The organism is Labilibaculum sp. K2S (genome assembly GCF_030372765.1).
Classification (GTDB): Bacteria; Bacteroidota; Bacteroidia; order Bacteroidales; family Marinifilaceae; genus Labilibaculum.
The window spans coordinates 91,382-112,106 of record NZ_JAUCMW010000012.1 but is presented as its reverse complement, the minus strand read 5'-3'; the positions used below and the strand labels follow the sequence as shown (position 1 = coordinate 112,106).

General features: G+C 36.8%; 21 protein-coding genes. 8 read left to right on the top strand and 13 right to left on the bottom strand.

The window, feature by feature from the left end; translation table 11 throughout:
* Positions 1-60: 60 nt before the first annotated feature.
* Positions 61-945 (bottom strand): prephenate dehydrogenase, encoded by an 885-nt coding sequence (locus QUH73_RS13905; RefSeq protein ID WP_289531046.1) that lies wholly within the window; start codon positions 943-945, stop codon positions 61-63.
* Between the two features lie 19 nt (positions 946-964).
* Complete coding sequence (locus QUH73_RS13900) at positions 965-2,119, bottom strand: pyridoxal phosphate-dependent aminotransferase (protein ID WP_289531045.1); 1,155 nt, start codon at positions 2,117-2,119, stop codon at positions 965-967.
* 945 nt (positions 2,120-3,064) lie between these two features.
* On the opposite strand from QUH73_RS13900, the gene QUH73_RS13895 reads away from it, so the two are divergent.
* The 7 genes from QUH73_RS13895 (at position 3,065) to trpA (ending at position 9,698) form a co-directional block, all read left to right on the top strand.
* The gene (locus QUH73_RS13895) at positions 3,065-4,465 is read left to right on the top strand and encodes an anthranilate synthase component I family protein (protein ID WP_289531044.1); all 1,401 of its coding nucleotides are present in this window, start codon (positions 3,065-3,067) and stop codon (positions 4,463-4,465) included.
* Between the two features lie 3 nt (positions 4,466-4,468).
* On the top strand, positions 4,469-5,038 hold the full coding sequence (locus tag QUH73_RS13890) for an anthranilate synthase component II (protein ID WP_289531043.1): 570 nt from the start codon (positions 4,469-4,471) through the stop codon (positions 5,036-5,038).
* A 34-nt stretch (positions 5,039-5,072) separates the two neighbouring features.
* Entirely contained in the window at positions 5,073-6,065 is a 993-nt protein-coding gene (trpD, locus tag QUH73_RS13885) for an anthranilate phosphoribosyltransferase (protein ID WP_289531042.1), read from the top strand.
* 2 nt (positions 6,066-6,067) lie between these two features.
* Positions 6,068-6,859, top strand: a complete 792-nt coding sequence (trpC, locus tag QUH73_RS13880; RefSeq protein WP_289531041.1) for an indole-3-glycerol phosphate synthase TrpC — start codon at positions 6,068-6,070, stop codon at positions 6,857-6,859.
* A 168-nt stretch (positions 6,860-7,027) separates the two neighbouring features.
* Positions 7,028-7,669, top strand: coding sequence for a phosphoribosylanthranilate isomerase (locus QUH73_RS13875; RefSeq protein ID WP_289531040.1), 642 nt, complete (start codon positions 7,028-7,030; stop codon positions 7,667-7,669).
* Positions 7,656-8,837 carry a tryptophan synthase subunit beta gene (gene trpB, locus QUH73_RS13870; protein ID WP_289531039.1) on the top strand — a complete coding sequence of 394 codons (1,182 nt, stop codon included), beginning with the start codon at positions 7,656-7,658 and terminating at the stop codon, positions 8,835-8,837. The genes QUH73_RS13875 and trpB overlap by 14 nt, the downstream gene beginning before the upstream one ends.
* Positions 8,838-8,948: 111 nt before the next feature.
* Positions 8,949-9,698: a tryptophan synthase subunit alpha gene (gene trpA, locus QUH73_RS13865; protein ID WP_289531038.1), complete on the top strand. Its 750-nt coding sequence runs from the start codon at positions 8,949-8,951 to the stop codon at positions 9,696-9,698.
* A gap of 197 nt (positions 9,699-9,895) precedes the next feature.
* Here the strand turns inward: trpA and nhaD are convergent, their stop codons facing one another.
* From nhaD to QUH73_RS13810, 11 genes are all read right to left on the bottom strand, one after another.
* On the bottom strand, positions 9,896-11,152 hold the full coding sequence (gene nhaD / locus QUH73_RS13860; protein ID WP_289531037.1) for a sodium:proton antiporter NhaD: 1,257 nt from the start codon (positions 11,150-11,152) through the stop codon (positions 9,896-9,898).
* Positions 11,153-11,496: 344 nt separating this feature from the next.
* On the bottom strand, positions 11,497-12,174 hold the full coding sequence (locus QUH73_RS13855) for a DUF3575 domain-containing protein (protein WP_289531036.1): 678 nt from the start codon (positions 12,172-12,174) through the stop codon (positions 11,497-11,499).
* A gap of 13 nt (positions 12,175-12,187) precedes the next feature.
* Positions 12,188-12,517, bottom strand: coding sequence for a hypothetical protein (locus QUH73_RS13850; protein ID WP_289531035.1), 330 nt, complete (start codon positions 12,515-12,517; stop codon positions 12,188-12,190).
* A gap of 42 nt (positions 12,518-12,559) precedes the next feature.
* On the bottom strand, positions 12,560-13,138 hold the full coding sequence (locus tag QUH73_RS13845) for a hypothetical protein (protein WP_289531034.1): 579 nt from the start codon (positions 13,136-13,138) through the stop codon (positions 12,560-12,562).
* Positions 13,139-13,574: 436 nt separating this feature from the next.
* Positions 13,575-14,909 (bottom strand): MutS-related protein, encoded by a 1,335-nt coding sequence (locus QUH73_RS13840; protein ID WP_289531033.1) that lies wholly within the window; start codon positions 14,907-14,909, stop codon positions 13,575-13,577.
* A 5-nt stretch (positions 14,910-14,914) separates the two neighbouring features.
* Positions 14,915-15,283: a hypothetical protein gene (locus tag QUH73_RS13835; protein ID WP_289531032.1), complete on the bottom strand. Its 369-nt coding sequence runs from the start codon at positions 15,281-15,283 to the stop codon at positions 14,915-14,917.
* Positions 15,284-15,765: 482 nt separating this feature from the next.
* Entirely contained in the window at positions 15,766-15,969 is a 204-nt protein-coding gene (locus QUH73_RS13830) for a hypothetical protein (protein ID WP_289531031.1), read from the bottom strand.
* Positions 15,970-16,043: 74 nt separating this feature from the next.
* Positions 16,044-16,265, bottom strand: a complete 222-nt coding sequence (locus tag QUH73_RS13825; RefSeq protein ID WP_289531030.1) for a hypothetical protein — start codon at positions 16,263-16,265, stop codon at positions 16,044-16,046.
* A 150-nt stretch (positions 16,266-16,415) separates the two neighbouring features.
* Positions 16,416-16,634, bottom strand: coding sequence for a hypothetical protein (locus QUH73_RS13820; protein WP_289531029.1), 219 nt, complete (start codon positions 16,632-16,634; stop codon positions 16,416-16,418).
* 36 nt (positions 16,635-16,670) lie between these two features.
* Positions 16,671-17,330 (bottom strand): hypothetical protein, encoded by a 660-nt coding sequence (locus QUH73_RS13815; RefSeq protein WP_124993691.1) that lies wholly within the window; start codon positions 17,328-17,330, stop codon positions 16,671-16,673.
* A gap of 869 nt (positions 17,331-18,199) precedes the next feature.
* A complete protein-coding gene (locus QUH73_RS13810) occupies positions 18,200-18,436 on the bottom strand; it encodes a hypothetical protein (protein WP_289531028.1) in 237 nt (78 codons plus the stop codon).
* Between the two features lie 352 nt (positions 18,437-18,788).
* On the opposite strand from QUH73_RS13810, the gene QUH73_RS13805 reads away from it, so the two are divergent.
* On the top strand, positions 18,789-20,723 hold the full coding sequence (locus QUH73_RS13805; RefSeq protein ID WP_289531027.1) for a glycogen debranching enzyme N-terminal domain-containing protein: 1,935 nt from the start codon (positions 18,789-18,791) through the stop codon (positions 20,721-20,723).
* Positions 20,724-20,725 lie beyond the last annotated feature (2 nt).

Genomic DNA, 20,725 nt, shown 5'->3' with positions numbered 1-20,725 from the left:
TTTTTTTACTCTTTTCTGAGTGATTAAAAATATGGTTTTTTACTTAGATAATATTTTGAACTACTTTTCTGTTTGTAGTATCGTTTCTTTCTCGTTTTTTTCTTTCTGATCAAGAACCCTTCTGATGTCGTTTGCTTCAAATATTAAATCATTAACACCATTCAAATCGTCCTCCTCAATTAAATCTTTAAACTGTTGAAGGGTATTGATGTATTTTTGAAGCACTTTGCCAATGTTTTTCTTGTTTTGCTGAAAAATTGGTGTCCACATTTCGGCCGAACTCTTTGCCAAACGAACAGTAGAATCAAATCCACCACTCGCCAATTCAAAAATATGTTTTTCCGATTTTTCTTTGTGCAATACCGTTAACGATAAAGCGAAAGCACTAATGTGAGATAAATGAGATACGTAAGCCGTTTGTCTGTCATGCACTTCAGCATCCATAAATACACATCTCATTCTCAGGCAATGGAACATTTCTGTTATCAGCTTTACTGCTTTTTTGTTGGAATCTTCGGGATTGCATATAATGGCACATTTTCCATCGAACAATCCTGAATGTGCTGCCTGTGGACCTGAAAATTCAGTTCCCGCCATTGGGTGAGCAGGTACAAACTGATTTCTTTTCGGATGATTTGCAACCGACTCTATCAACTGTTCTTTGGTTGATCCTAAATCGGTAACAATCTGATGATCTATTAGATTCATAATGTTTGGTAATGCTCGTAAGCAAGCATCAACAGGAATCGCTAAAACAACCAGATCCGCTGATTGTACTGCACTTTTTAAATCCTGAATTTCATCAACGAGGCCCAATTTTTTAGCTGCGTGAGCATTGAGAGTATTGTTATCAACCCCAATCACTTTACTGACAAATCCTCTTTTTTTCAAATCAAGAGCTATCGATCCTCCAATTAATCCCAATCCTATTACTGATAGTATCATTGTTTCGAATTTTTCTGTTCTAATTTTCTTTAATTCTATTAATGGCTTCCTCAATTACCGCCTCGCTGCTGCACAATGAAATACGAATGTATTTATCTCCCTGATCTCCAAATATTCCGCCCGGAGTAATAAATACTTTTGATTCCTTAAGAACTTTATCGCTTAGTTCGTAGCCATCCTTGTATTTTTCAGGAATTGCAGCCCAAACAAACATTCCGCCCTGATCTTCCCTAGGAGTACAATCAATCAGATTCATCAGTTTAAAAACCAAATCCCGTCTGATTTTGTATACCTTATTGATGGAGTCGTACCAGCTTTGATCCTGAGCCAATGCTTTAACAGCAGCTTGCTGAACCGGATAAAACATCCCCGAATCCATATTGGTTTTTACTTTCAATACAGGTTCCAGCATTTCCGCTTTTCCGCAAATCATTCCAACTCTCCATCCAGGCATATTGTGCGACTTGCTCAGCGAGTTTAACTCAATGCAGCAATCTTTTGCTCCTTCAATGCTCATAATGCTCATCGGAGAATCGTTAAGAATAAAGCTGTAAGGATTGTCATTAACAATCAATATTTTGTGTTTTCTGCCAAAAGCAACTACTCTTTCGAGTAATTCTTTACTTGCCCGTGCTCCGGTTGGCATATGAGGATAGTTGATCCACATGATTTTCACCTTGCTTAAATCTCTTTTTTCGAGGGCATCGAAATCAGGATGATAATTGTTATCTTCAATCAGTGGATAAGAAACAATTTTTCCACCCAGAAGGTTGGTTACCGATGTGTAGGTGGGATAGGAGGGATTTGGAATTAAAACCTCGTCGCCTTCATTCAAATAAGCCAGTGAAGTAATCATGATTCCTTCCTTAGATCCCATTAAGGGCAATATCTCGTTGGCCGGATCTAAATCTACATGGAAAAAGGTTTTGTACCATTTCGAAAATCCTTCCCGTAAGGCAGGAATTCCCTGATACGATTGGTAACCGTGGCTTTTGGGATGTTCACAGGCATCTTTAAGCATTCCCCAGGTATCTTCTGAGGGAGACATGTCCGGATCACCAATTCCCAGATTGAGAACTTTTACTTCACCTTCGTTTAGTTTTGCTATCTCTTTCAGTTTTACAGAGAAGTAGTACTCTTTAACTCCTTGGGTTCTATTTGCTGGTTGAATCATTATTCTTGTGGTTAAAATTTGGTTCTGTTTCAAAAAAAAAACCTGCTCGCTTGGAACAGGATTTTTGTTATACTTTTTACTTAAAATTAGGTATAAGGCATCCCGCCCGGTTGTTGTTGTGCCAGAAATAAAAATAATAATATCGAAATGCCAATCCTGAATTGTTCATTGTAATTTTTATATGAAAAAGGTCTTACCTGTTGGGCAAGACCTTTAAATGTATCTGTTCGAGTTGTTACATATCAATTCTTGCCCTTATCGTTGTGGATAATAGAAATACCAAAAATAATAAAAGAAAGTACTGAATGATTTCATAGTAATAATCAATTGTTTCATTATTGTCTGCGCCAAATGTATGAATTATTTCTTATCCTGCAAATCTATTTTTTAGAATTAATAAAATGCTAACGTTTGAATTCTATTGGTGTGTTTGGCTGTAGATATAGTAAAATCAAGTGGTTTGAGCTTTTTTTATAAACAATTGAAAAAATATTATAATTTGATTAATTGGGGTAAAATAGGGGGCTTGTAAGATAATTTGAGCTTTTTATATGCAACACCCTATTGTGAATTGGGGTGTGTTGAGTGATGATATGGTTTGAATTGGGTTTGTGTAATTAAAATAAAAAAAAATAACATTGGCTGTAAGTCTTTGTTTTAAAGGAAAAGTTTAACTTATCTCTCTTGGAAGCTGGATAATTTGTGAATTTAGATTTGGAATTTGAATAAATTATTAATTAGATTTGTAGGAAGAAAAAAAAGAAATATGATTGGAATGAATAGCAAATATTGGTGGTGGCACATTTACGAACTCTCAAAACCAGAGCAGAGGTGACCCCCGTATGTGCAAAATTTAGTTCCTAAAATATAGTTAAGAACATAGCAAACGGCCTACTGATACTCAGTAGGCCGTTTTTTTTTGAATCGAATTTAACTAACAACCAAATGATAAAGTTTAAATACCTAAAAAAAGAATTACTTGCCGATGTAATTACTCCGGTGAGTATGTATCTGAAATTGAGAGATCGGTTTCCGGGTGCAATATTGTTGGAGAGTTCGGATTACCACAGTCCTGAAAATGCCAGTTCTTTTATTGCTTTGGAGCCAATTGCCAGCATCACTTTAAAAGATGGGCAATTGATTGAAGAGGTGGAAGGCAAAAAAGAAATTTTTGATGCCAGAGGCAAAGGCAAACGCTTTGTTTCGGGCAAGTTAAAAGATTTTGTGAATCAATTTGATCTGGAAGGAAAGGAAAATGTACCCAAGGCAAATGCACTTTTTGGTTACACAACTTACGATGCAGTTCCTTATTTCGAGGATTTGGATTTTAATTTGGACAAAAAGCAGTCGGGCATTCCGCAAATGTGCTATTCTCTATATCGATTCATCATTGAAGTAAATCATTTCAACAATACATTAAAGATTATTGAATTGGTGAAAAACGGAGATGAGTCCAGAATACGCGAAGTTTCTGATTTGTTGAGAAATAGAAACCTGCCGGCTTTTACTTTTTCGCTGGAAGGTGAGGAGCAATCGAATATGGATGATGAAACCTATAAAAAAATGGTGACTTTGGGTAAGAAGCACTGCAAAAGAGGTGATGTTTTTCAGATTGTTCTTTCCCGTCAGTTTTCACAAGCTTACAAAGGTGATGATTTTAATTTGTACCGCGCTTTGCGGTCAGTTAATCCATCGCCTTACTTGTTTTATTTCGATTACGGATCGTTCCGAATCATGGGATCATCGCCTGAAGCGCAGATTGAAATTAAAAACAAGAAGGCATACATTCATCCAATTGCCGGAACATTCAGAAGAACCGGTGATGCAGTGAAAGATGCTGAACTGGCTAAAGAATTGCTGAAGGACGAAAAAGAGCAGGCAGAACATGTGATGCTGGTCGATTTGGCCAGAAATGATTTGAGCCGTGATGCACAAAATATAAAAGTAGAAACCTTTTGCGAGGTGCAGTATTTTTCACACGTAATTCACTTGGTATCTAAGGTTTCCGGTGAACTTCCCGATGACTACAATCCCTTTCAGTTAATGGGAGATACATTTCCTGCAGGAACCCTGTCGGGAGCTCCTAAATACCGCGCTATGCAGTTGATCGATGAATACGAACCAACGGCAAGAGGTTTTTACGGCGGTTGTATCGGTTCATTGGGATTTAACGGGGAAGTAAATCAGGCAATCATGATTCGAAGCTTTTTAAGTAAGGACAATCAGCTGTATTTTCAGGCCGGAGCTGGAGTGGTTGAAAAATCGAAAGAGGAGAATGAGTTAAACGAAGTGGGTAATAAATTAGCTGCCTTGCGAAAAGCTATGGAATTGGCACAAAATATATAGGATATGAAGATTTTAGTTTTGGATAATTACGATTCCTTCACCTATAATTTGGTGGAATATTTGCGAAAGTTAGGTGCGAAGGACATTGAGGTGCACAGAAACCGGGAAATCGATTTGAAAGAGGTAGCTAAGTTCGATAAGATACTATTGTCGCCAGGACCGGGAATTCCTGACGAAGCAGGCATTTTAAAAGATGTGATCCGCGAATACGCAGCTACTAAATCGATATTAGGCGTTTGTTTGGGAGAACAGGCAATTGCAGAAGTGTTTGGCGGGAGCATTGAGAATTTGGATAAAGTATATCATGGTGTGGCTACTTCGGTTTTTCGGACTGCTGATGATAAAGGTGTTTTGCAGGGAATCGATCAGGAGTTTACGGCAGGAAGATATCATTCATGGAATGTCACGAAAGAGAATTTACCGGATTGTTTACTGGTTACCTGCGAAGATGCAGAGGGACAGATCATGGGAATCCGCCACAAGGAATATGACGTGCAGGGTGTTCAATTTCATCCAGAGTCGGTTTTGACTCCTAATGGACTGAAAATGATTGAAAACTGGTTAAATTCTTAAATCTAATATCTCACATCTCAAATCTAAAAGAACAATGAAAAATATACTTCACCATTTATTTGAACACAAAACCTTAAAAAGAGAGGAAGCGAAACAGGTTTTGATTCAGATTACAAAAGGGAATTTTAACGAATTTCAAATTACGTCCTTCTTAACGGTTTTTATGATGCGAAGCATTACTGTTGAGGAACTAACCGGGTTTCGCGAAGCTCTTCTTGAATTGTGTATTCCTGTTGACTTATCGGAATACAATGGCGTTGATTTGTGCGGAACCGGAGGCGATGGAAAAAACACCTTTAATATTTCAACATTAGCTTCATTTGTAGTTGCCGGTGCCGGCGAAAAAGTAACCAAGCACGGGAATTACGGCGTATCTTCTTTTTGCGGATCGTCTAATGTGATTGAACATTTGGGTTATCAGTTTAAAAATAAGGAAGGAGATTTGAAACGGGATCTGGATGAAGCAGGAATTTGCTTTTTGCACGCTCCTTTATTCAATCCAGCCATGAAAAACATAGCGCCAATCCGTCGCGATTTAGGAGTTCGAACATTTTTCAACATGTTGGGTCCCTTGGTAAATCCATCACGCCCAAAGAATCAGATTGTCGGGGTTTTCGATTTGGAACTGGCCCGTTTGTATCAGTACTTATTGCAGGAAACAGATTCCAGTTATACAATCATTCATGGAATTGATGGGTACGATGAAGTCTCCCTGACAGGGAAAGTGAAATTGATTGGAAACCAAATCGAAGAGCTGTTGGAGCCGGAAGCATTTGGGAAACGGAAATTGAATCCGGAAGAATTGTATGGTGGCGAAACAGTAGAGGAAGCAGGGAAAATCTTTGTCGATATTCTCAAAGGAAAAGGAACTTACGCTCAAAATTCGGTGGTTACTATCAATGCAGGCATGGCAATTCATTGTCTGCATCCCGAAATCAGCAGGGCTGATGCTATTGGTAGAGCCGAAGAAGCTTTGCTTTCGGGAAATTCGTACGAGGTGTTGAAGAAACTGACAAAAGGAAATTAGGCATGAATGCAAAGCAAAATATATTAGACAAGATTGTGCAGCAAAAATTGGCTGAAGTGGCTGTTCAGAAAGAGCAGATGCCCATTTTTCAGTTGATGGAACAGGGTAATTTCAAACGGACTTGTTTTTCAGCCAAAGAGTCGATTGCCAGAACGGGAGCTTCGGGTGTGATTGCAGAATTCAAACGCCAGTCGCCTTCCAAGGGAGTGATTAACGGAACAGCAAAACCGCGGGAAGTGGTGAAATCTTATCAGGTAGCAGGAGCTTCGATGGTTTCGGTACTGACTGATGAGCTGTTTTTTGGTGCAAAGGCAGATGATTTTAGTACGGCCCGCAAGACTCTAAGTATTCCATTACTGCGGAAAGAATTCATAATTGATGCTTATCAGATTTATCAGTCGAAAGCAATGGGAGCAGATGTAATCTTGTTGATTGCAGCTATATTGAGTCCCCAGCGATGCAAGGATTTTGCCTTTATCGCAAAGGATCTGGGTATGGAAGTATTGCTTGAACTGCATGATGAATCGGAATTGGAGCATGTGAACCGATTTGTTGATTTGGTGGGGATCAACAACCGAAATCTGAAAGATTTTTCGGTGGATACAGATCGGTCAATCCGATTGGCAGCTAAATTGCCTGAAGATATGATACGCGTAGCCGAAAGCGGTTTGGATAGTCCTGAGGTTGTGCAAAAGATGAGGGCGAATGGTTTTCAGGCATTTTTAATGGGAGAGCATTTTATGAAACAGGATTCACCGGGCAATGCCTGCAAACAATTCATAGCAGAAATGTAGGGACACGCAATGGCGTTGGAAGATGTCAAAAAAACGGGTAATTGTCATTCTGAGCTTGCCGAAGAATCTAATGGTTTAAGAAACAGATGTTTCGACTTCTCTCAGCATGACATCAATATATTGAAAGTTTTTTTTGATAGCCTGATACATAAAAAAAAATAAAAAACAATGAAAATTAAAGTCTGCGGTCTTCGCGATAAAAGTAATGTTAAGGAGTTGATGGTATTGCCATTAGACTACATGGGCTTTATCTTTTATTCAAAATCTGTACGTTACGTTGGAGACGATTTTGAAGCAGAAATTACGAAGATGATTCCTTTTCATATCCGTAAAGTCGGCGTTTTTGTAAATGAAGCTGCCGAAAAGATTCTGACTTTGGCGAAGAGATATCAACTTGATGCAATTCAGTTGCATGGAGACGAAAGTCCGGAAGAATGTCATCAGATAAAAGAATCTGGTTTAGAGGTGTTTAAAGCCTTTCAGTTGAATGAAGCATTCCAGTTTGAATGCTTGGAAGCCTATCATAAAGCTTGTGATTATTTCCTGTTTGATACAAAATCAGATTCTTATGGTGGAAGCGGTAAAAAGTTCAATTGGCAAATTTTAAAAAAATACAAAGGTGAAACTCCTTTTTTTCTGAGTGGAGGAATTGGAATGGATGACCTTGAGGCAGTAAAAGCCTTTCAACATTCCAGATTATTTGGCTTGGATGTAAATTCAGGATTTGAACAAAGTCCTGCAGTAAAGAATGTGGTGTTAGTAGAAGAGTTTTTAAAATCAGTAAGACAAACTAATGATGAGCAAAAATAAATATGCAGTAAATGAGCGTGGTTACTACGGGCGATTTGGAGGTGCTTATATTCCTGAATTGTTACGTGCAAATGTTGATGAATTACGCGAAAACTACCTGAAGATTATCAATTCGGAGCAGTTTCAGAAAGATTATAAACGTTTGTTGGATAATTACGTGGGCCGGCCAACACCACTGACTAAAGTGGGGAATTTATCGAAGCGTTACGGAACCAATATCTACTTGAAACGCGAAGATTTAACGCATACCGGTGCACATAAAATCAACAATACCGTTGGGCAGATTCTGATCGCCAAATACATGGGCAAAACCCGTATCATTGCAGAGACAGGAGCAGGGCAGCATGGTGTGGCAACGGCTACCGTTTGTGCTTTGTTTGGCTTGGAATGCGTTGTGTACATGGGAGCATTGGATATCGAGCGTCAGGCACCCAATGTGGCTCGAATGAAGATGTTGGGCGCGAAGGTTGTTCCTGCCATTTCGGGCAATCAGACTTTAAAGGATGCTACCAACGAGGCTATCCGCGATTGGATTGCCAACCCGAATTCATTCTACTTGATTGGTTCGGTGGTGGGGCCGCATCCTTATCCAGACATGGTAACCCGGTTGCAGTCGGTTATATCCGAAGAAATTCGCGAACAACTGACCAAAGAGACCGGAAACCCGAATCCTGATTACGTGATTGCCTGTGTGGGTGGAGGAAGTAATGCTGCCGGAGCTTTTTATCATTATCTGGATGAAGAGGATGTAAAATTGGTAGCCGTAGAGGCTTCTGGTTTGGGTGTTAGCAGTGGCGAAACAGCTGCAACCATTACCATTGGCGACATTGGTTTTATTCACGGCAGCAAAACCATGCTGATGCATGATGAAGATGGTCAGATTACGGAACCTTACTCTATTTCGGCAGGTTTGGATTACCCTGGTGTTGGACCTTTACATGCACATTTGGCCGAAACTGGCAGAGCACAATTTCTATCCGTAACCGATCGTGAAGCTTTGGATGCCGCTATGGTATTGGCGCGATCCGAAGGAATTATTCCCGCTCTGGAATCGGCACATGCTTTGGCAGCCCTGGAGCAAATGACCTTTGATAAAGACGATGTGATAGTCGTTAATCTTTCAGGACGAGGCGATAAGGACATGGAGACCTACATAAAAAACATTTAATAATGATGAATTAAGAATTATTAATTAGGAAGTAAGTGAGCAAGGGAAAGATTTGTGGATGAATACAGTTCACTTATCATTTATAACTCATAATTCATAACTTGAAAACATATGAACCGAATAGATCAATTATTTCAAAATAAAGGAAAGGATATCTTATCCATCTATTTTCCTGCCGGATACCCAAACCTGAACGACACCGTACCCAACCTGCAGTTTTTACAGGACAAAGGAGTTGATTTGGTGGAGATAGGAATCCCATTTTCCGATCCTTTGGCCGACGGACCTGTCATTCAGATTGCAGCAAAGCAATCTTTGGATCAGGGAATGAGCCTGAAACTGCTTTTTCAGCAATTAAAAGAAGTTCGAAGCACCATTACCATGCCTTTGATATTAATGGGCTATTGGAATGTGGTTTTTAAATATGGTGTGGATGCTTTCCTGTTGGATTGCCAAAGCTGTGGTATCGACGGGGTGATTCTGCCCGATTTGCCATTGGAAGAGTACGAAGAGGAATTCAAAACAAAGTTTGAGGCGCATGGCGTGTACAATATTTTGCTGGTAACTCCTCAAACTACCAATCAGCGCATGGCGAAAATAGAAAAAGCCGCCAAAGGATTTTTATACATGGTTTCGTCCTCGGCGACAACAGGTGGCGCTTTGGAGCAAAGTACCGAGAGGGAAGATTACTTTAAAAAGGTGGCCAGCTTGGAAATTCCTTCCCTCATCGGATTTGGAATTCACGATAAGGCCAGCTTTCAGCATGCCTCCAGCTTTTCGAACGGAGCAATTATTGGTACTGCTTTTATAAAAGCGCTAACCAGCGGTACGGCTTCCGAATTTGTGGACTCACTATTGTAGCATGAATAAAGAATTTAGCACAAAAGATTAAATAATTGTCATTCTGAGCTTGTCGAAGAATCTGTGTCCTTGAATAACAGATGTTTCGACTTCGCTCAACGTGACGCTTCAAGTGAAACTTTATTTTTCGTACACCCTCCAACATGACCTACAATACTATAAGTCTGCTTAAAATCTCAGCTTGTCAGTAATTGTAGTCAAAGGAGTAATGTATACAAAAAAGCACCCGCCAAATAACCAACAAGTGCTATCCAACTGATTTTTTTCAGATACCAAAAGAAGTCTATTTTCTCGATTCCCATGGCAGCTACACCGGCAGCCGATCCAATAATAAGAATACTACCTCCTGTTCCGGCACAATAAGCAATAAGTTCCCAAAAATAATGGTTAGTGGGAAATACTTGTAAATCGTACATACCCATTGATGCGGCTACCAAGGGTACATTGTCTATGATTGATGAAAGAATACCCAACGACATTGCAATGGTGGTAAGATTACCAACCGATTTGCTAAGTGCAGCAGCAAAACTTGACAGCAGGCCCGTTGATTCAAGAGCCGCAACGGCCAAAAGAATCCCCAAAAAGAATAAAACACTGGGAGTGTCAATTTTTCGTAATGCATTTGTTACAGTTATTTTATGTTCGAATGCTTTGTTTTTGTTTAAAAGTTCGGTTACAATCCACAATACCGATAAGCCTATTAGTATCCCCATAAATGGTGGCAAATGTGTTATGGATTTAAAAATCGGAACAAAAATTAAAGCCGCTATACCTATAAAAAAGACGATTCTTTTCTCGGAATTTAAAATGTTTGATTCATGATTCGAAGGATCAATTCTCTTAAAATCACCTTTCACCATTCGTGAAATTAAAAATAGCGAGACAATCATATTTATCAGACTTGGTAAAAATAATTGATGCATGATGTTAAAAGTTGTAATCTGACCTCCAATCCACAGCATTGTTGTTGTTACATCACCAATAGGAGTCCAGGCTCCTCCTGAATTTGCTGCAATTACAATCATACCAATAAACAACAGCCTTTCATTTTTCTCATTTAATAATTTCCGGGTAAGTGTAACCATCACAATCGTGGTGGTAAGATTATCAAGAGCTGCAGAAAAGAAAAAAGTGATAAAGCTTAAGATCACCAGAAGAATTCGTTTATTGTTTGTTTTAATGAGTTTTGTGATGACATCAAAACCACTGTACGAATCAATTAATTCAACAATTGTCATGGCACCAATCAGGAAAAATATAATTTGCGATATGCTCCCAATGTGTTCAACCAGTTGATGAACGATTTCTTCCGAATCTGATTGAAATAAAATATAAGTTGTCCAAATCACACCTCCTGTAAACAGAGCAATAGCAGCTTTGTTGATTTTAACTTTGCTTTCGAGGGCAATTAATGCATAACCAATGCTAAAAGCGATGAGAATGATCGTGTTCATTGTTATCTTTTTTGTAGTAAGTTAAATCGTGAAAATAAAAGCATAATGTTTACTAATTGACTTACGAATGTACATTATAAAACAGAAAAGTGTATTTGTTTTGGCTGAAAAATAATGCCTTATTTATTTTTTTAACTAAGATCATTTATTGGGTGCATCACAGGCTGGGAGGTGAGTCTGTGCTTTCTCTCTTTGTAAAATACCAGCTTGTCAGGCACTAACCATAAGCGAGCCGTTCATGTTAGGATCAGACTTGATTCGAAATGGATTTTGATCGTAATTTGCTGTAAATCAAAAAAAAAGGATCCTGCCCGGCAAGATCCTTTTTTTAGTTTGTGATGGTTTTAGAAAATAATACCTGCTTTAAAGCCTGCTGTAAGGTGGAAGATTGTTTTGCTTCCCGCCTTTCTTTTCGACAATCCAAATTCCCACTCATCAAAGGATTCAAAACTCTCATCAACATGTGGATTAATAACATTGGAATACTTTACCGTTCGATAGGCAATTCCTCCGCCAACATAAAAATCGAAACTGAATTTGTTGTTGGCAATTATTTTTATACCGGACTTTATGTGTGCACCCATTTTTTGTTTTAGAAAGTCTGCTTTGTCGTAAAGAATAGCTGTTGATGTGCTTTTGGGATAGTAATGATCATCGTAATTGCTGTTTGAAGTTTCGAGGTAAAAAAATTCAATGGCACCATATATCGAGATTACATTATTGGGTTTTAGAAAGTAGTATTTTAGTTCCGGTCTCACTTCCCAAAACTGATAATCCTTTTCCAGATCCGAATCATTTACCCGGTAAAAATTAATCACCGAATTTCCCAAACCAAAATCGAGACTGTAGGCAAATTTATCCGATTGCTGATACTCAACACCCATTCGCAATCGTGGCGTAAAATCCAGCAGTGTTGATGGTGTTGTATGAATTTCAATTGTATGGTCTTTTTCTTTCGGCTGGGAATGTATTTCCGGTGAAAAAAAGAAGAGCAGTAAGACTATGCCAATAAATTTATTCATGAGTGGGAGTCTGTTATATTGTTTTATGCATTCGAGCTTTCTCCTGAACCATCAGTAACAAGCCAATAGCGAATAGAACCGAACCAATAAAAAACAGAGGAGTGGTAAATGTAAAGATATTAACACTTCCTGAAAGAAGGTCTGTATTACCAACTTGAATAAGGTAGGGAATAGCAATGCTCTGAAACAAAGAGCCTAGAAATCTAATTCCAGCACCTACAATCAGAAATATACCAGCAGTACTCTGCTTATAGGTTAAATTTAGGATGCATGCTATTAAAATTATTATTTCAGGAATAATAAACAGCACTCTTTGTAAGATGTTTAGTAATGTATCGTCCATTTTCTTTAAACGTAAATTATTGATTTGTAATTAGATTGTTCTTTATTGCTTGGTTCCGGCTTCTTCAGTAACTGGTGGTAATGATAATTCACAGCTGTTTGCGATGGGATATTCATCACAAGATATCTGCCTGCAGGCATAATCTTCGGGTAAAACGTCTACCCAATAATCATCACCCAAAAGCTTGAAAAAATAGCGATTATCGATATGCTTTTGAAATGCTTCTCTTATTTCAAAATGATAATCATGTTTAGTTGTATTGTCTATGGAATCAGTCGATTCCACTTGTATGTATTTATTAGCCAGATAACGGATGTAGATTGTGTCTTCGCAAAAAAGAATATTTTTCGGTTCTCCACTTCCACCATCCCAAATCACATCACCATTGTCTATTGATAATTTATAAGAGAATTGATGGGTTGTTCCATAATCATGTTTTGTGAAAATACCTATGGCAGTGGTTTCTTCATTGGTCTTTTCGACCATTAAATGTTTTCCGTTTGGTAATAGTTTACTGACTTTGTCAATATTTTTCTCTGAATTATAATTACAGCCACTAAAGAAGGAAATAATTATTAGAGCAAAAAATGCTATTTGTTTGATCTTAAATTTATATCTCATTTTTTGTTTGTGCAGTTGTTTAGTCTTTTACAATCAGCTTTTGTAATGAATGGGTTTATTTTATTAATTGCAAACCACTGTATACTTCCTTTGTTAATTAGCAGTAATAATGATATTTTATGTTCTGCAAAAATAAATTAATGGCCGAATTTATCAAAAGAAAAATAGATAAACAAAATATAGTATTGGATTAATAGAGTAAAGCAGCAGAAGTGTGATAATTTGTATTAAGTATGGATTGGTATGGCTTGTCAGGTTATGACCCGATTTTAACCGTAAAAGAGTTGTTTTATCAGATGAGCTTTGATTGTAATTTGCTGTAAATCACAAAAAAAAAAGATCTTGTCCGGTAAAATCCTTTTTTATTTGTTTGTGGCATGCAATTAGATTATTCTTTATTGCTTCCTTCCATTTTCTTTTGCCGTTGCGAATTTGGTTAATCGTTTACGATCTGATCAATTATTTCCATTATCTTCTCATTTTTTAAAATCGTTACACCCAATCGTTCTGTTGATATTCCATTAATCAATTTGTAATTGTAAATTGGCTTTCCCTCTACTAAGTGCGATTCAAAATATTTAAAATCGACACTGTCCAGCTTTTCAAGTTCCTGAGCAACTTCAACAATATGAGTCGATATAAAAAAGAGACAATCCTTTATTTCCGTGAAGCCTTTGGATACCATTAATGTAGCATCAAAGGCATCTTTAACATTTGTTCCTCTAAATAATTCATCAAAAATGACCAGTACTTTTTTCTTCTTTTTAATCTGTAAGGCAATTTCCTTCACCCTTCTAACTTCGCTGTAATAATGACTGTAGCCTTTATTTATATCATCGGAGATATTAATAGTAGAATACAATCCATTAAACAGAGATACTTTCATTTCTCTGGCAGGTACTGGAAATCCAACGTGAGCAAGATAAACACATAAGCCAATAGCCTTTAATGAAGTCGATTTTCCTGCCATGTTTGCTCCCGAAACAAAACAAAGGTTTTTATGATCTGCCAGCTCAATATCATTCCTTATTGGGGAGGTAATAAATGGGTGAAAAAAGCCATTTATTTTTAAATGAGGTTTGGGTGTTTTTGTTAGAACGGGAAATCCTAATTCTTTAATTTTTGATGTATGCGCAATTGATAAATATGCATCAAGCTGATAGGAGAGTTGTAGAATCCTTTTTATTTCTTCCTTTTTCTGGGATCTGATTAAGAAATCAAATTGATTGATTTGCCGGAAAGTAAATTTCCCTTTCGGGGGATTGATAAACAGCTTGAATTCTGCTGATTTTGTAATGCCTTCAAATTCCAACAATAGATGATTAAAGAATTCAGGCATGTCCGATTTATCGATAGCTTTTAAATAATCAGATAAAATATTCAAATGACTCTTAAGAAACTCAAGTCCTCTAAGGATAATATAATACTCGTTGCTTGGATTTATTTGATACGAAATGCTGGACTCTATCGAATTCAAAAAATTATCTTTTAATATTAGAGTGTTTTGATTTAGATAATACTCAATAAAGTCGAGATATTCATTGTCAAGTTCACACTCAACCGGATTATTACAAATGTATTTTATGGCAGAAATTCTGGCATTTAATTCTTCCAAGTCATTCAAGGGAGTTCGCATCATTTTTTCTAACTCATATCTACCGCCTTGGGTCTTGGTTGAATTGTAAAAGTCAAAGACTGATAAATCTCCTTTAGTTTGAGGGAAAATATTTAGATCAATTAAAGTTTGTTTATCAGTGCCGAATTTTGTCATAGGTCTTAAAAATTATAGGTGTCAAATTCGTTGTATTCGATCCCATTTTGCGAAAAGATGATCTCTACATAACGGATTTGTTCTGCATCATTCTTATTGGTAGTGTCTAGTTTTCTGAAATAGCTTTCATCTACTTTTGAAAACAAACTGTAGCATGTAGAAGAATAAAAGCGCATAAATGGAATTACCGGCACTCCGTATTTTAAACGTTCCGTAAAGTTAAATTTTGAAATGTTTGTAATTGTTATGTCTTGATCCTCATAATACTCTTTCAGTAGCCCATCTATAGCGTTTATGCTTTGTATTTTGGTGTAGAGCATATAAATTAAAAATGCACACACAATTAGAATGAATAGGATGCCGATAATCTCCATTGCTTCATTTTGAGTTTGATAATAAACTTATTCTTTATTGCTTCCTTCCATTTTCTTTTGCCGTTGCGATTTAGTGAACAATTCAGCACGTATCCTAATTATTAGGTTTTAAGTCATTTAACCATTCTATCTTTATACATTTTGAAAATAGCCCAAAGGATTAACACTCCAAAAAATACAATGTTTGCAACTCCGATTACAGTTCCTAAAATAGAATTAGTTGTATTCAATATGTAGATTCCTAATACTATGAATAAGAATGAAAGTCCAAATCTTTTTAAAATATGTAAGAGTTTTTTCATGTTTTCAATTTTTGTTAGTTCCATCGCAATGAATGCCAATATGTCTATTAAGCTAAATTAACTTGCTTATCTAATGTTTCTTCATTTTTACAAATAACTACCTAAATAGCCTATCAAGAGTTACTTTTCCGATAAATCATGATTTTTGTCTCTCCTAATAGATTGTCACGATCTGGAATACTAGACATTGTGTGTGTTTATTCTGTTTTTATAGGCATTTAGAATAAATCCAGATATGGCAATAAATCCAATTACAATAATAAATCGATATTCTTTAAAAGGATTCCAGGAAGTAATATCAGTTAATGCAATAGTCATTACAATCAGCATCATAAACCAAATCAGTATGCATAAAGTCCAAATTATTTTCGTTAATAAATTCATTTCAATCTGTTTATAAATATGTGGTGAATTCTAAGTAAACACAATCATGTCTATTTCAATAATTAATTTTTCGCTTATTCACTAAAAGCCTTCATCTTAACATATGCCATTTTTGCAATAGCCAGAGTTGCCAAAATCTTAAGCATATTTCCAGATGCAGCACCAACAGCAAAACCCAAATTGTAAGGGGCAGAGTTGGCATCGCTAAATGATATGTCGAATGCTGTGAAAATAATAGAAAGTAAAAAGATGCAAAATAGCATCAGGAAAATTCGGAGTGCTTTGTCGTTTTTCATTTTTAGTTTTTTAAGGTTTACTGTTTGGGGTAAATGGTTTTTAATGGTTGATCGGAATTGTTGGTATTTATTTCTTGTGCTAAATTTTTCCCGATGCATCGGGATCAAAGGCCATGATAATTTCGATTTTGTTACCACATATTTGTTTGTCTAATTAGATTTTGAAGCTTCTTTTTCTAATGTTTTTCTAATCTTTTTTAGGTGACTAATTTCAATAGTGCCTATTACAAGACTTGACCAGATGCCAGTCGAAAGTATTAAGTCCCCATATGGGTAGTGCTGTAGTTTAAAAAAAGTTCCAAGCAACATTAAAATACTAGAAATAGCCAATAGGCTATGCATCAATTTGTCAATCTGTTTTTTACTCATAATTTTTAGTTTAGTATTTGGGTTGAATGGTTTTTGTTAGTTTATCGTACTAGTGAGTTTTTTATTAGCTTTTCCTTTTTTGTTCATCCATATCTTCATGGTATATCCCCAAGCAAGGCCACCAATTAACCACAATGGAATTCCTGTTAATAAACTCCTTTGAGTAATTTCAGCTTGATTAATAAGTGGCATTATTAAAATTGTAATTATATACATCAATAGTCCCCAGCTAAGGCCAAACTTCAACCAGTTTTTTGTTGTGTTTTTTTCTTCCCTGAAATCAAGATTCAGGTTTTTATATCTTTCCGGTTGTTTGTTCAACCATTTTTGCTTTAGTGTTTTCGCAAACCAACCCCACAAAGGGAAAGTCACCAGCAGCACCAGTAAGGATGTTAAATTTCGCTGTGCCGGAATTATTTCGGTACACTTGTCGCAATAGAAACCATACCAATTTTTTGCTGCAGTTTTATTTTGAGCTGAATATTTAACAGCAGAATGCAATTCGCCACAGTGCGGACATGGAGTAAACGAGCGCTGAAACAAAGGCTTATTCCCTTCACGTTCTATGAGCATTACCTTAGGCATTGTTTGTCCTAAAAATAAATCACTAATAACTACTCCAGGATTAATAATCCAATGTAAAATTACCGGACTTTTCCAGTCCCATATTTTGTATTTGCTTTTGTCGTATTTCATTATTTATTATTAGGTCAATTTGTTCTCAACTAAAAACATCTTAAACTCTTTAGTATCTCAAAAAGTGCTGTGTTTACTCATTGGCCACCGAATGTAATCATAAAATAGAAATGTGTATTTGTTTTTTCGATAAAAAATGCTTGTTGCAAGTTGTACCATTCAAATTAGGTGATTTTCATAATGATCAGGATAATTTTTAGAAAGGGAGGTGTATTCGTGTTTATTTCCTTTGCAAAAGTGTTTTTAGTCAGCTTTTACAGATGCATTTTTATTTTTTGTCCATAAAAAACTACTTAACTCATAAAATTTGATTGTGTCCAACTGTTTTTCAAAATCCGCAAGAACGAGTGTTTACTGCAACTTCAACTTACTGAATACATAATGATTGGCGTGCACCCGAATAAAAATTCCGTAAAAAGTTTTTTATATTACTAATATAGTTGTTCCCGGCCGGGGCAGTTCAATCGTTCCTAATGATTCACCCCAAATCCCAAAAGCGGCTTTTGGTAGTGTTTATGAAAGTCCTCTTCAGGGGATTTAGGGTAGAGAGTTGGAGTGAAAAAGAAATAATAACAACCCACAACCCACTTGTAGCAATGTGAGTGGCTTTTTTGTATATCGCATACCCATGCAGGTTTGTAGTTCGTAGTTGAAAATTAAGCAACGCAAACCGGCAGGTGTGAGCCCAATAATATTGGATTTGTGGTAGTTGAATGTGTGTGATTGATTTAAATTCTGCAATTTATGTTTGTCTGTTTTTAAATTTGAACAGTTACCAAACAAGCCTCTGTTTTGTTGGTACAAGTCTGAGGCTTTCCGCCACAAGTTTGAAGTATTCCGGCGTAAGTCTGAAGTGTTCCGCCACAAGTCTAATCTTTTCCGCCATAAGTTTGAAGTGTTCCGCCACCGGTCAACCCAAAACTGATGGCGGACAGATAAACCGGAAACAACAAGTGAGAAAGTGGGGAGGAGGAACAAAAAGGAGTGCTTACAAGCAGTGTCCCAACTGCTTCAAGTCTGTCTCCCTTTGTTAAGGGAATCCCGAAAGTTTTCGGACCGAAGAACAGAGGATTTTTTTTATTCAAGAATTGTTTAAGAAAAACCATACAACTCTATTAATTGAAGAAAAAATTCTGCAATAAGGGTAACGTTTTTACTGTGAAATGTTTAAGAAGACAACTTTTCATTAAATATTCAGATTTTGGATCATTTAAAGCATTTATAACGTTGTAAATATATTTTTTTCTGTTCGGCAGCGTTTGCATGAAAAATGATGAAAAAAGAATATGTTAATTGCATTATGAATGAACAGAAAATTCATATTAAAATAATATAAAAAAGGACTGCAAGGCGCTATTATTCGGAATAAAATCGATAACTTTAATGAGAATTCAACAATTTTTTTATGATAAGATGGTTCTCTAACCATTTGTAAATCAATCCTAACATCGTTTGCGTATGGACTACCTCAAGTTTGATAAGGCTCAATTGGTGAATACTGAGTATTCTTTAAAAAAAGAATACATTAGAACCAATCGTGCTGGCTCTTTTGCCAGTTCAACTATTATTAATTGCAATACCCGAAAATATCATGGACTATTAATATGTCCAATAGATCATTTTGGTGGTGATAATCATGTGCTGTTATCCTCTTTGGATGAGACCATAATTCAGCATGATGCACCCTTTAATTTGGGAATCCATAAATTTCCAGGCGAATACAGTCCGAAAGGAAACAAGTATGTGCGTGAATATATCATGGATCCAACTCCAACAATAATATACCGGGTAGGTGGTGTGATTTTAAGAAAGGAATTTCTTTTGGTAGAAAAAGAACAGCGCGTTTTGGTTCGTTACACTTTGCTTGAGGCAAATTCTCCAACGACGATCCGATTACAGCCTTTTCTGGCTTTTAGGAATATTCATTCCTTAACCAAAGCCAATATGGATGCTAATACCAGATCAGAAGTTGTTAATAATGGAGTTAAAATACGTTTGTATCAGGATTTCCCATATTTATATATGCAGACTTCTGTTGAATCAGAGTTTGTTCATGTGCCCGATTGGTATTACAATGTAGAGTACAAGGAAGAAAAGAGAAGAGGATACGATTGCCATGAGGATTTGTTTGTTCCCGGGTATTTTGAGATGAATATAAAAAAGGGAGAATCGATTGTGTTTTCGGCCGGCACAAAAGAGATTTCCCCCAACGCAATATCGAAGCAATTTGCTTCGGAACTAAAGAAGAGGGTGATCCGGGATAGTTTTGAGAATTGTTTGGAAAATTCAGCGGTACAGTTCTTTTCAAAGAATGGTCAGGGAACAGGAATTATTAATGGTTTCCCTTGGTTTAGTACCAGCGAACGAAATACTTATTTGTCCTTGCCGGGATTGACTTTGGCACGTGGTGATGAGAAAACTTTTCTGGAGGTATTTGATAATGCATTTAAGCGGGTTTGCAATCGCTTTTCGAAAGATCCTGCCGTAAACGGAGGAAGGTTTTCTGTTGACGTTCCCTTGTGGGCGTTTTGGACTATGCAAAAATACATTGAAGCCGGAGCAGACAGAAAGGAAATTTGGAAAAAGCACAGCAAAGCGATAAAGGAGATATTGCAGAGCTATAAACATGGATCTAATCTGGCAATTAAGATGCATGACAATGGACTGCTGTGGATCATGGAGCAGGGAGTAACCTGGATGAATGTTAGGAATCATGGGGTATACCTGAATCGTAGAATGGGATATGTTGTAGAGATTAACGCACTTTGGTACAATGCTCTTTGTTTTGCTTTAGAAATGGCTGAAGAAGCCAATGATAAAGATTTTACAGCAGAATGGTCAGGAGTTAAAGAGAATTTGAAAGAATCATTTATTGATACATTTTGGGATGGGAATAAAACTTACCTGTCGGATTATGTAGACGATACACATAAGAGCTGGGCTGTTCGTCCCAACCAGTTATTTGCAGTATCACTTCCTCATTCCTGTCTTTCTGATGATCAGAAGAAAGCTGTTTTGGATATGATTGAAAAAGAGCTGTTGACCTCAAGGGGACTAAGAACACTTTCGCCTAACAGTCATGAGTATATTGGAGTGATTAGGGGCAGCGAGGAAATTAGAAATATGGCATTTCATTACGGATCTGTTTATCCATGGCTTTTTGGACATTTCGCTGAAGCTTATCTGAAATTGTACAAATTAGGAGGAGAGGGAACAATTCGAAGATGGTTGATCGAATTTGAGGATTGTTTGAATGAGCGTGGATTAGGAACGATATCGGAGATTTATGATGGGAATCCCCCGCATTTGCCCAATGAAGCTACCTCATATGCTTTAAGTGTAGCCGAAATTATTCGAGTTAGTAAAATGTTTAACCAATCACCTTTAAAATAGCG

Coding starts and splice junctions, on each gene's coding strand:
- QUH73_RS13905 (WP_289531046.1), bottom strand. CDS start 945: ATGATACTATCAGTAATAGGATTGGGATTAATTGGAGGATCGATAGCT.
- QUH73_RS13900 (WP_289531045.1), bottom strand. CDS start 2,119: ATGATTCAACCAGCAAATAGAACCCAAGGAGTTAAAGAGTACTACTTC.
- QUH73_RS13895 (WP_289531044.1), top strand. CDS start 3,065: ATGATAAAGTTTAAATACCTAAAAAAAGAATTACTTGCCGATGTAATT.
- QUH73_RS13890 (WP_289531043.1), top strand. CDS start 4,469: ATGAAGATTTTAGTTTTGGATAATTACGATTCCTTCACCTATAATTTG.
- trpD (WP_289531042.1), top strand. CDS start 5,073: ATGAAAAATATACTTCACCATTTATTTGAACACAAAACCTTAAAAAGA.
- trpC (WP_289531041.1), top strand. CDS start 6,068: ATGAATGCAAAGCAAAATATATTAGACAAGATTGTGCAGCAAAAATTG.
- QUH73_RS13875 (WP_289531040.1), top strand. CDS start 7,028: ATGAAAATTAAAGTCTGCGGTCTTCGCGATAAAAGTAATGTTAAGGAG.
- trpB (WP_289531039.1), top strand. CDS start 7,656: ATGAGCAAAAATAAATATGCAGTAAATGAGCGTGGTTACTACGGGCGA.
- trpA (WP_289531038.1), top strand. CDS start 8,949: ATGAACCGAATAGATCAATTATTTCAAAATAAAGGAAAGGATATCTTA.
- nhaD (WP_289531037.1), bottom strand. CDS start 11,152: ATGAACACGATCATTCTCATCGCTTTTAGCATTGGTTATGCATTAATT.
- QUH73_RS13855 (WP_289531036.1), bottom strand. CDS start 12,174: ATGAATAAATTTATTGGCATAGTCTTACTGCTCTTCTTTTTTTCACCG.
- QUH73_RS13850 (WP_289531035.1), bottom strand. CDS start 12,517: ATGGACGATACATTACTAAACATCTTACAAAGAGTGCTGTTTATTATT.
- QUH73_RS13845 (WP_289531034.1), bottom strand. CDS start 13,138: ATGAGATATAAATTTAAGATCAAACAAATAGCATTTTTTGCTCTAATA.
- QUH73_RS13840 (WP_289531033.1), bottom strand. CDS start 14,909: ATGACAAAATTCGGCACTGATAAACAAACTTTAATTGATCTAAATATT.
- QUH73_RS13835 (WP_289531032.1), bottom strand. CDS start 15,283: ATGGAGATTATCGGCATCCTATTCATTCTAATTGTGTGTGCATTTTTA.
- QUH73_RS13830 (WP_289531031.1), bottom strand. CDS start 15,969: ATGAATTTATTAACGAAAATAATTTGGACTTTATGCATACTGATTTGG.
- QUH73_RS13825 (WP_289531030.1), bottom strand. CDS start 16,265: ATGAAAAACGACAAAGCACTCCGAATTTTCCTGATGCTATTTTGCATC.
- QUH73_RS13820 (WP_289531029.1), bottom strand. CDS start 16,634: ATGAGTAAAAAACAGATTGACAAATTGATGCATAGCCTATTGGCTATT.
- QUH73_RS13815 (WP_124993691.1), bottom strand. CDS start 17,330: ATGAAATACGACAAAAGCAAATACAAAATATGGGACTGGAAAAGTCCG.
- QUH73_RS13810 (WP_289531028.1), bottom strand. CDS start 18,436: ATGGTTTTTCTTAAACAATTCTTGAATAAAAAAAATCCTCTGTTCTTC.
- QUH73_RS13805 (WP_289531027.1), top strand. CDS start 18,789: ATGGACTACCTCAAGTTTGATAAGGCTCAATTGGTGAATACTGAGTAT.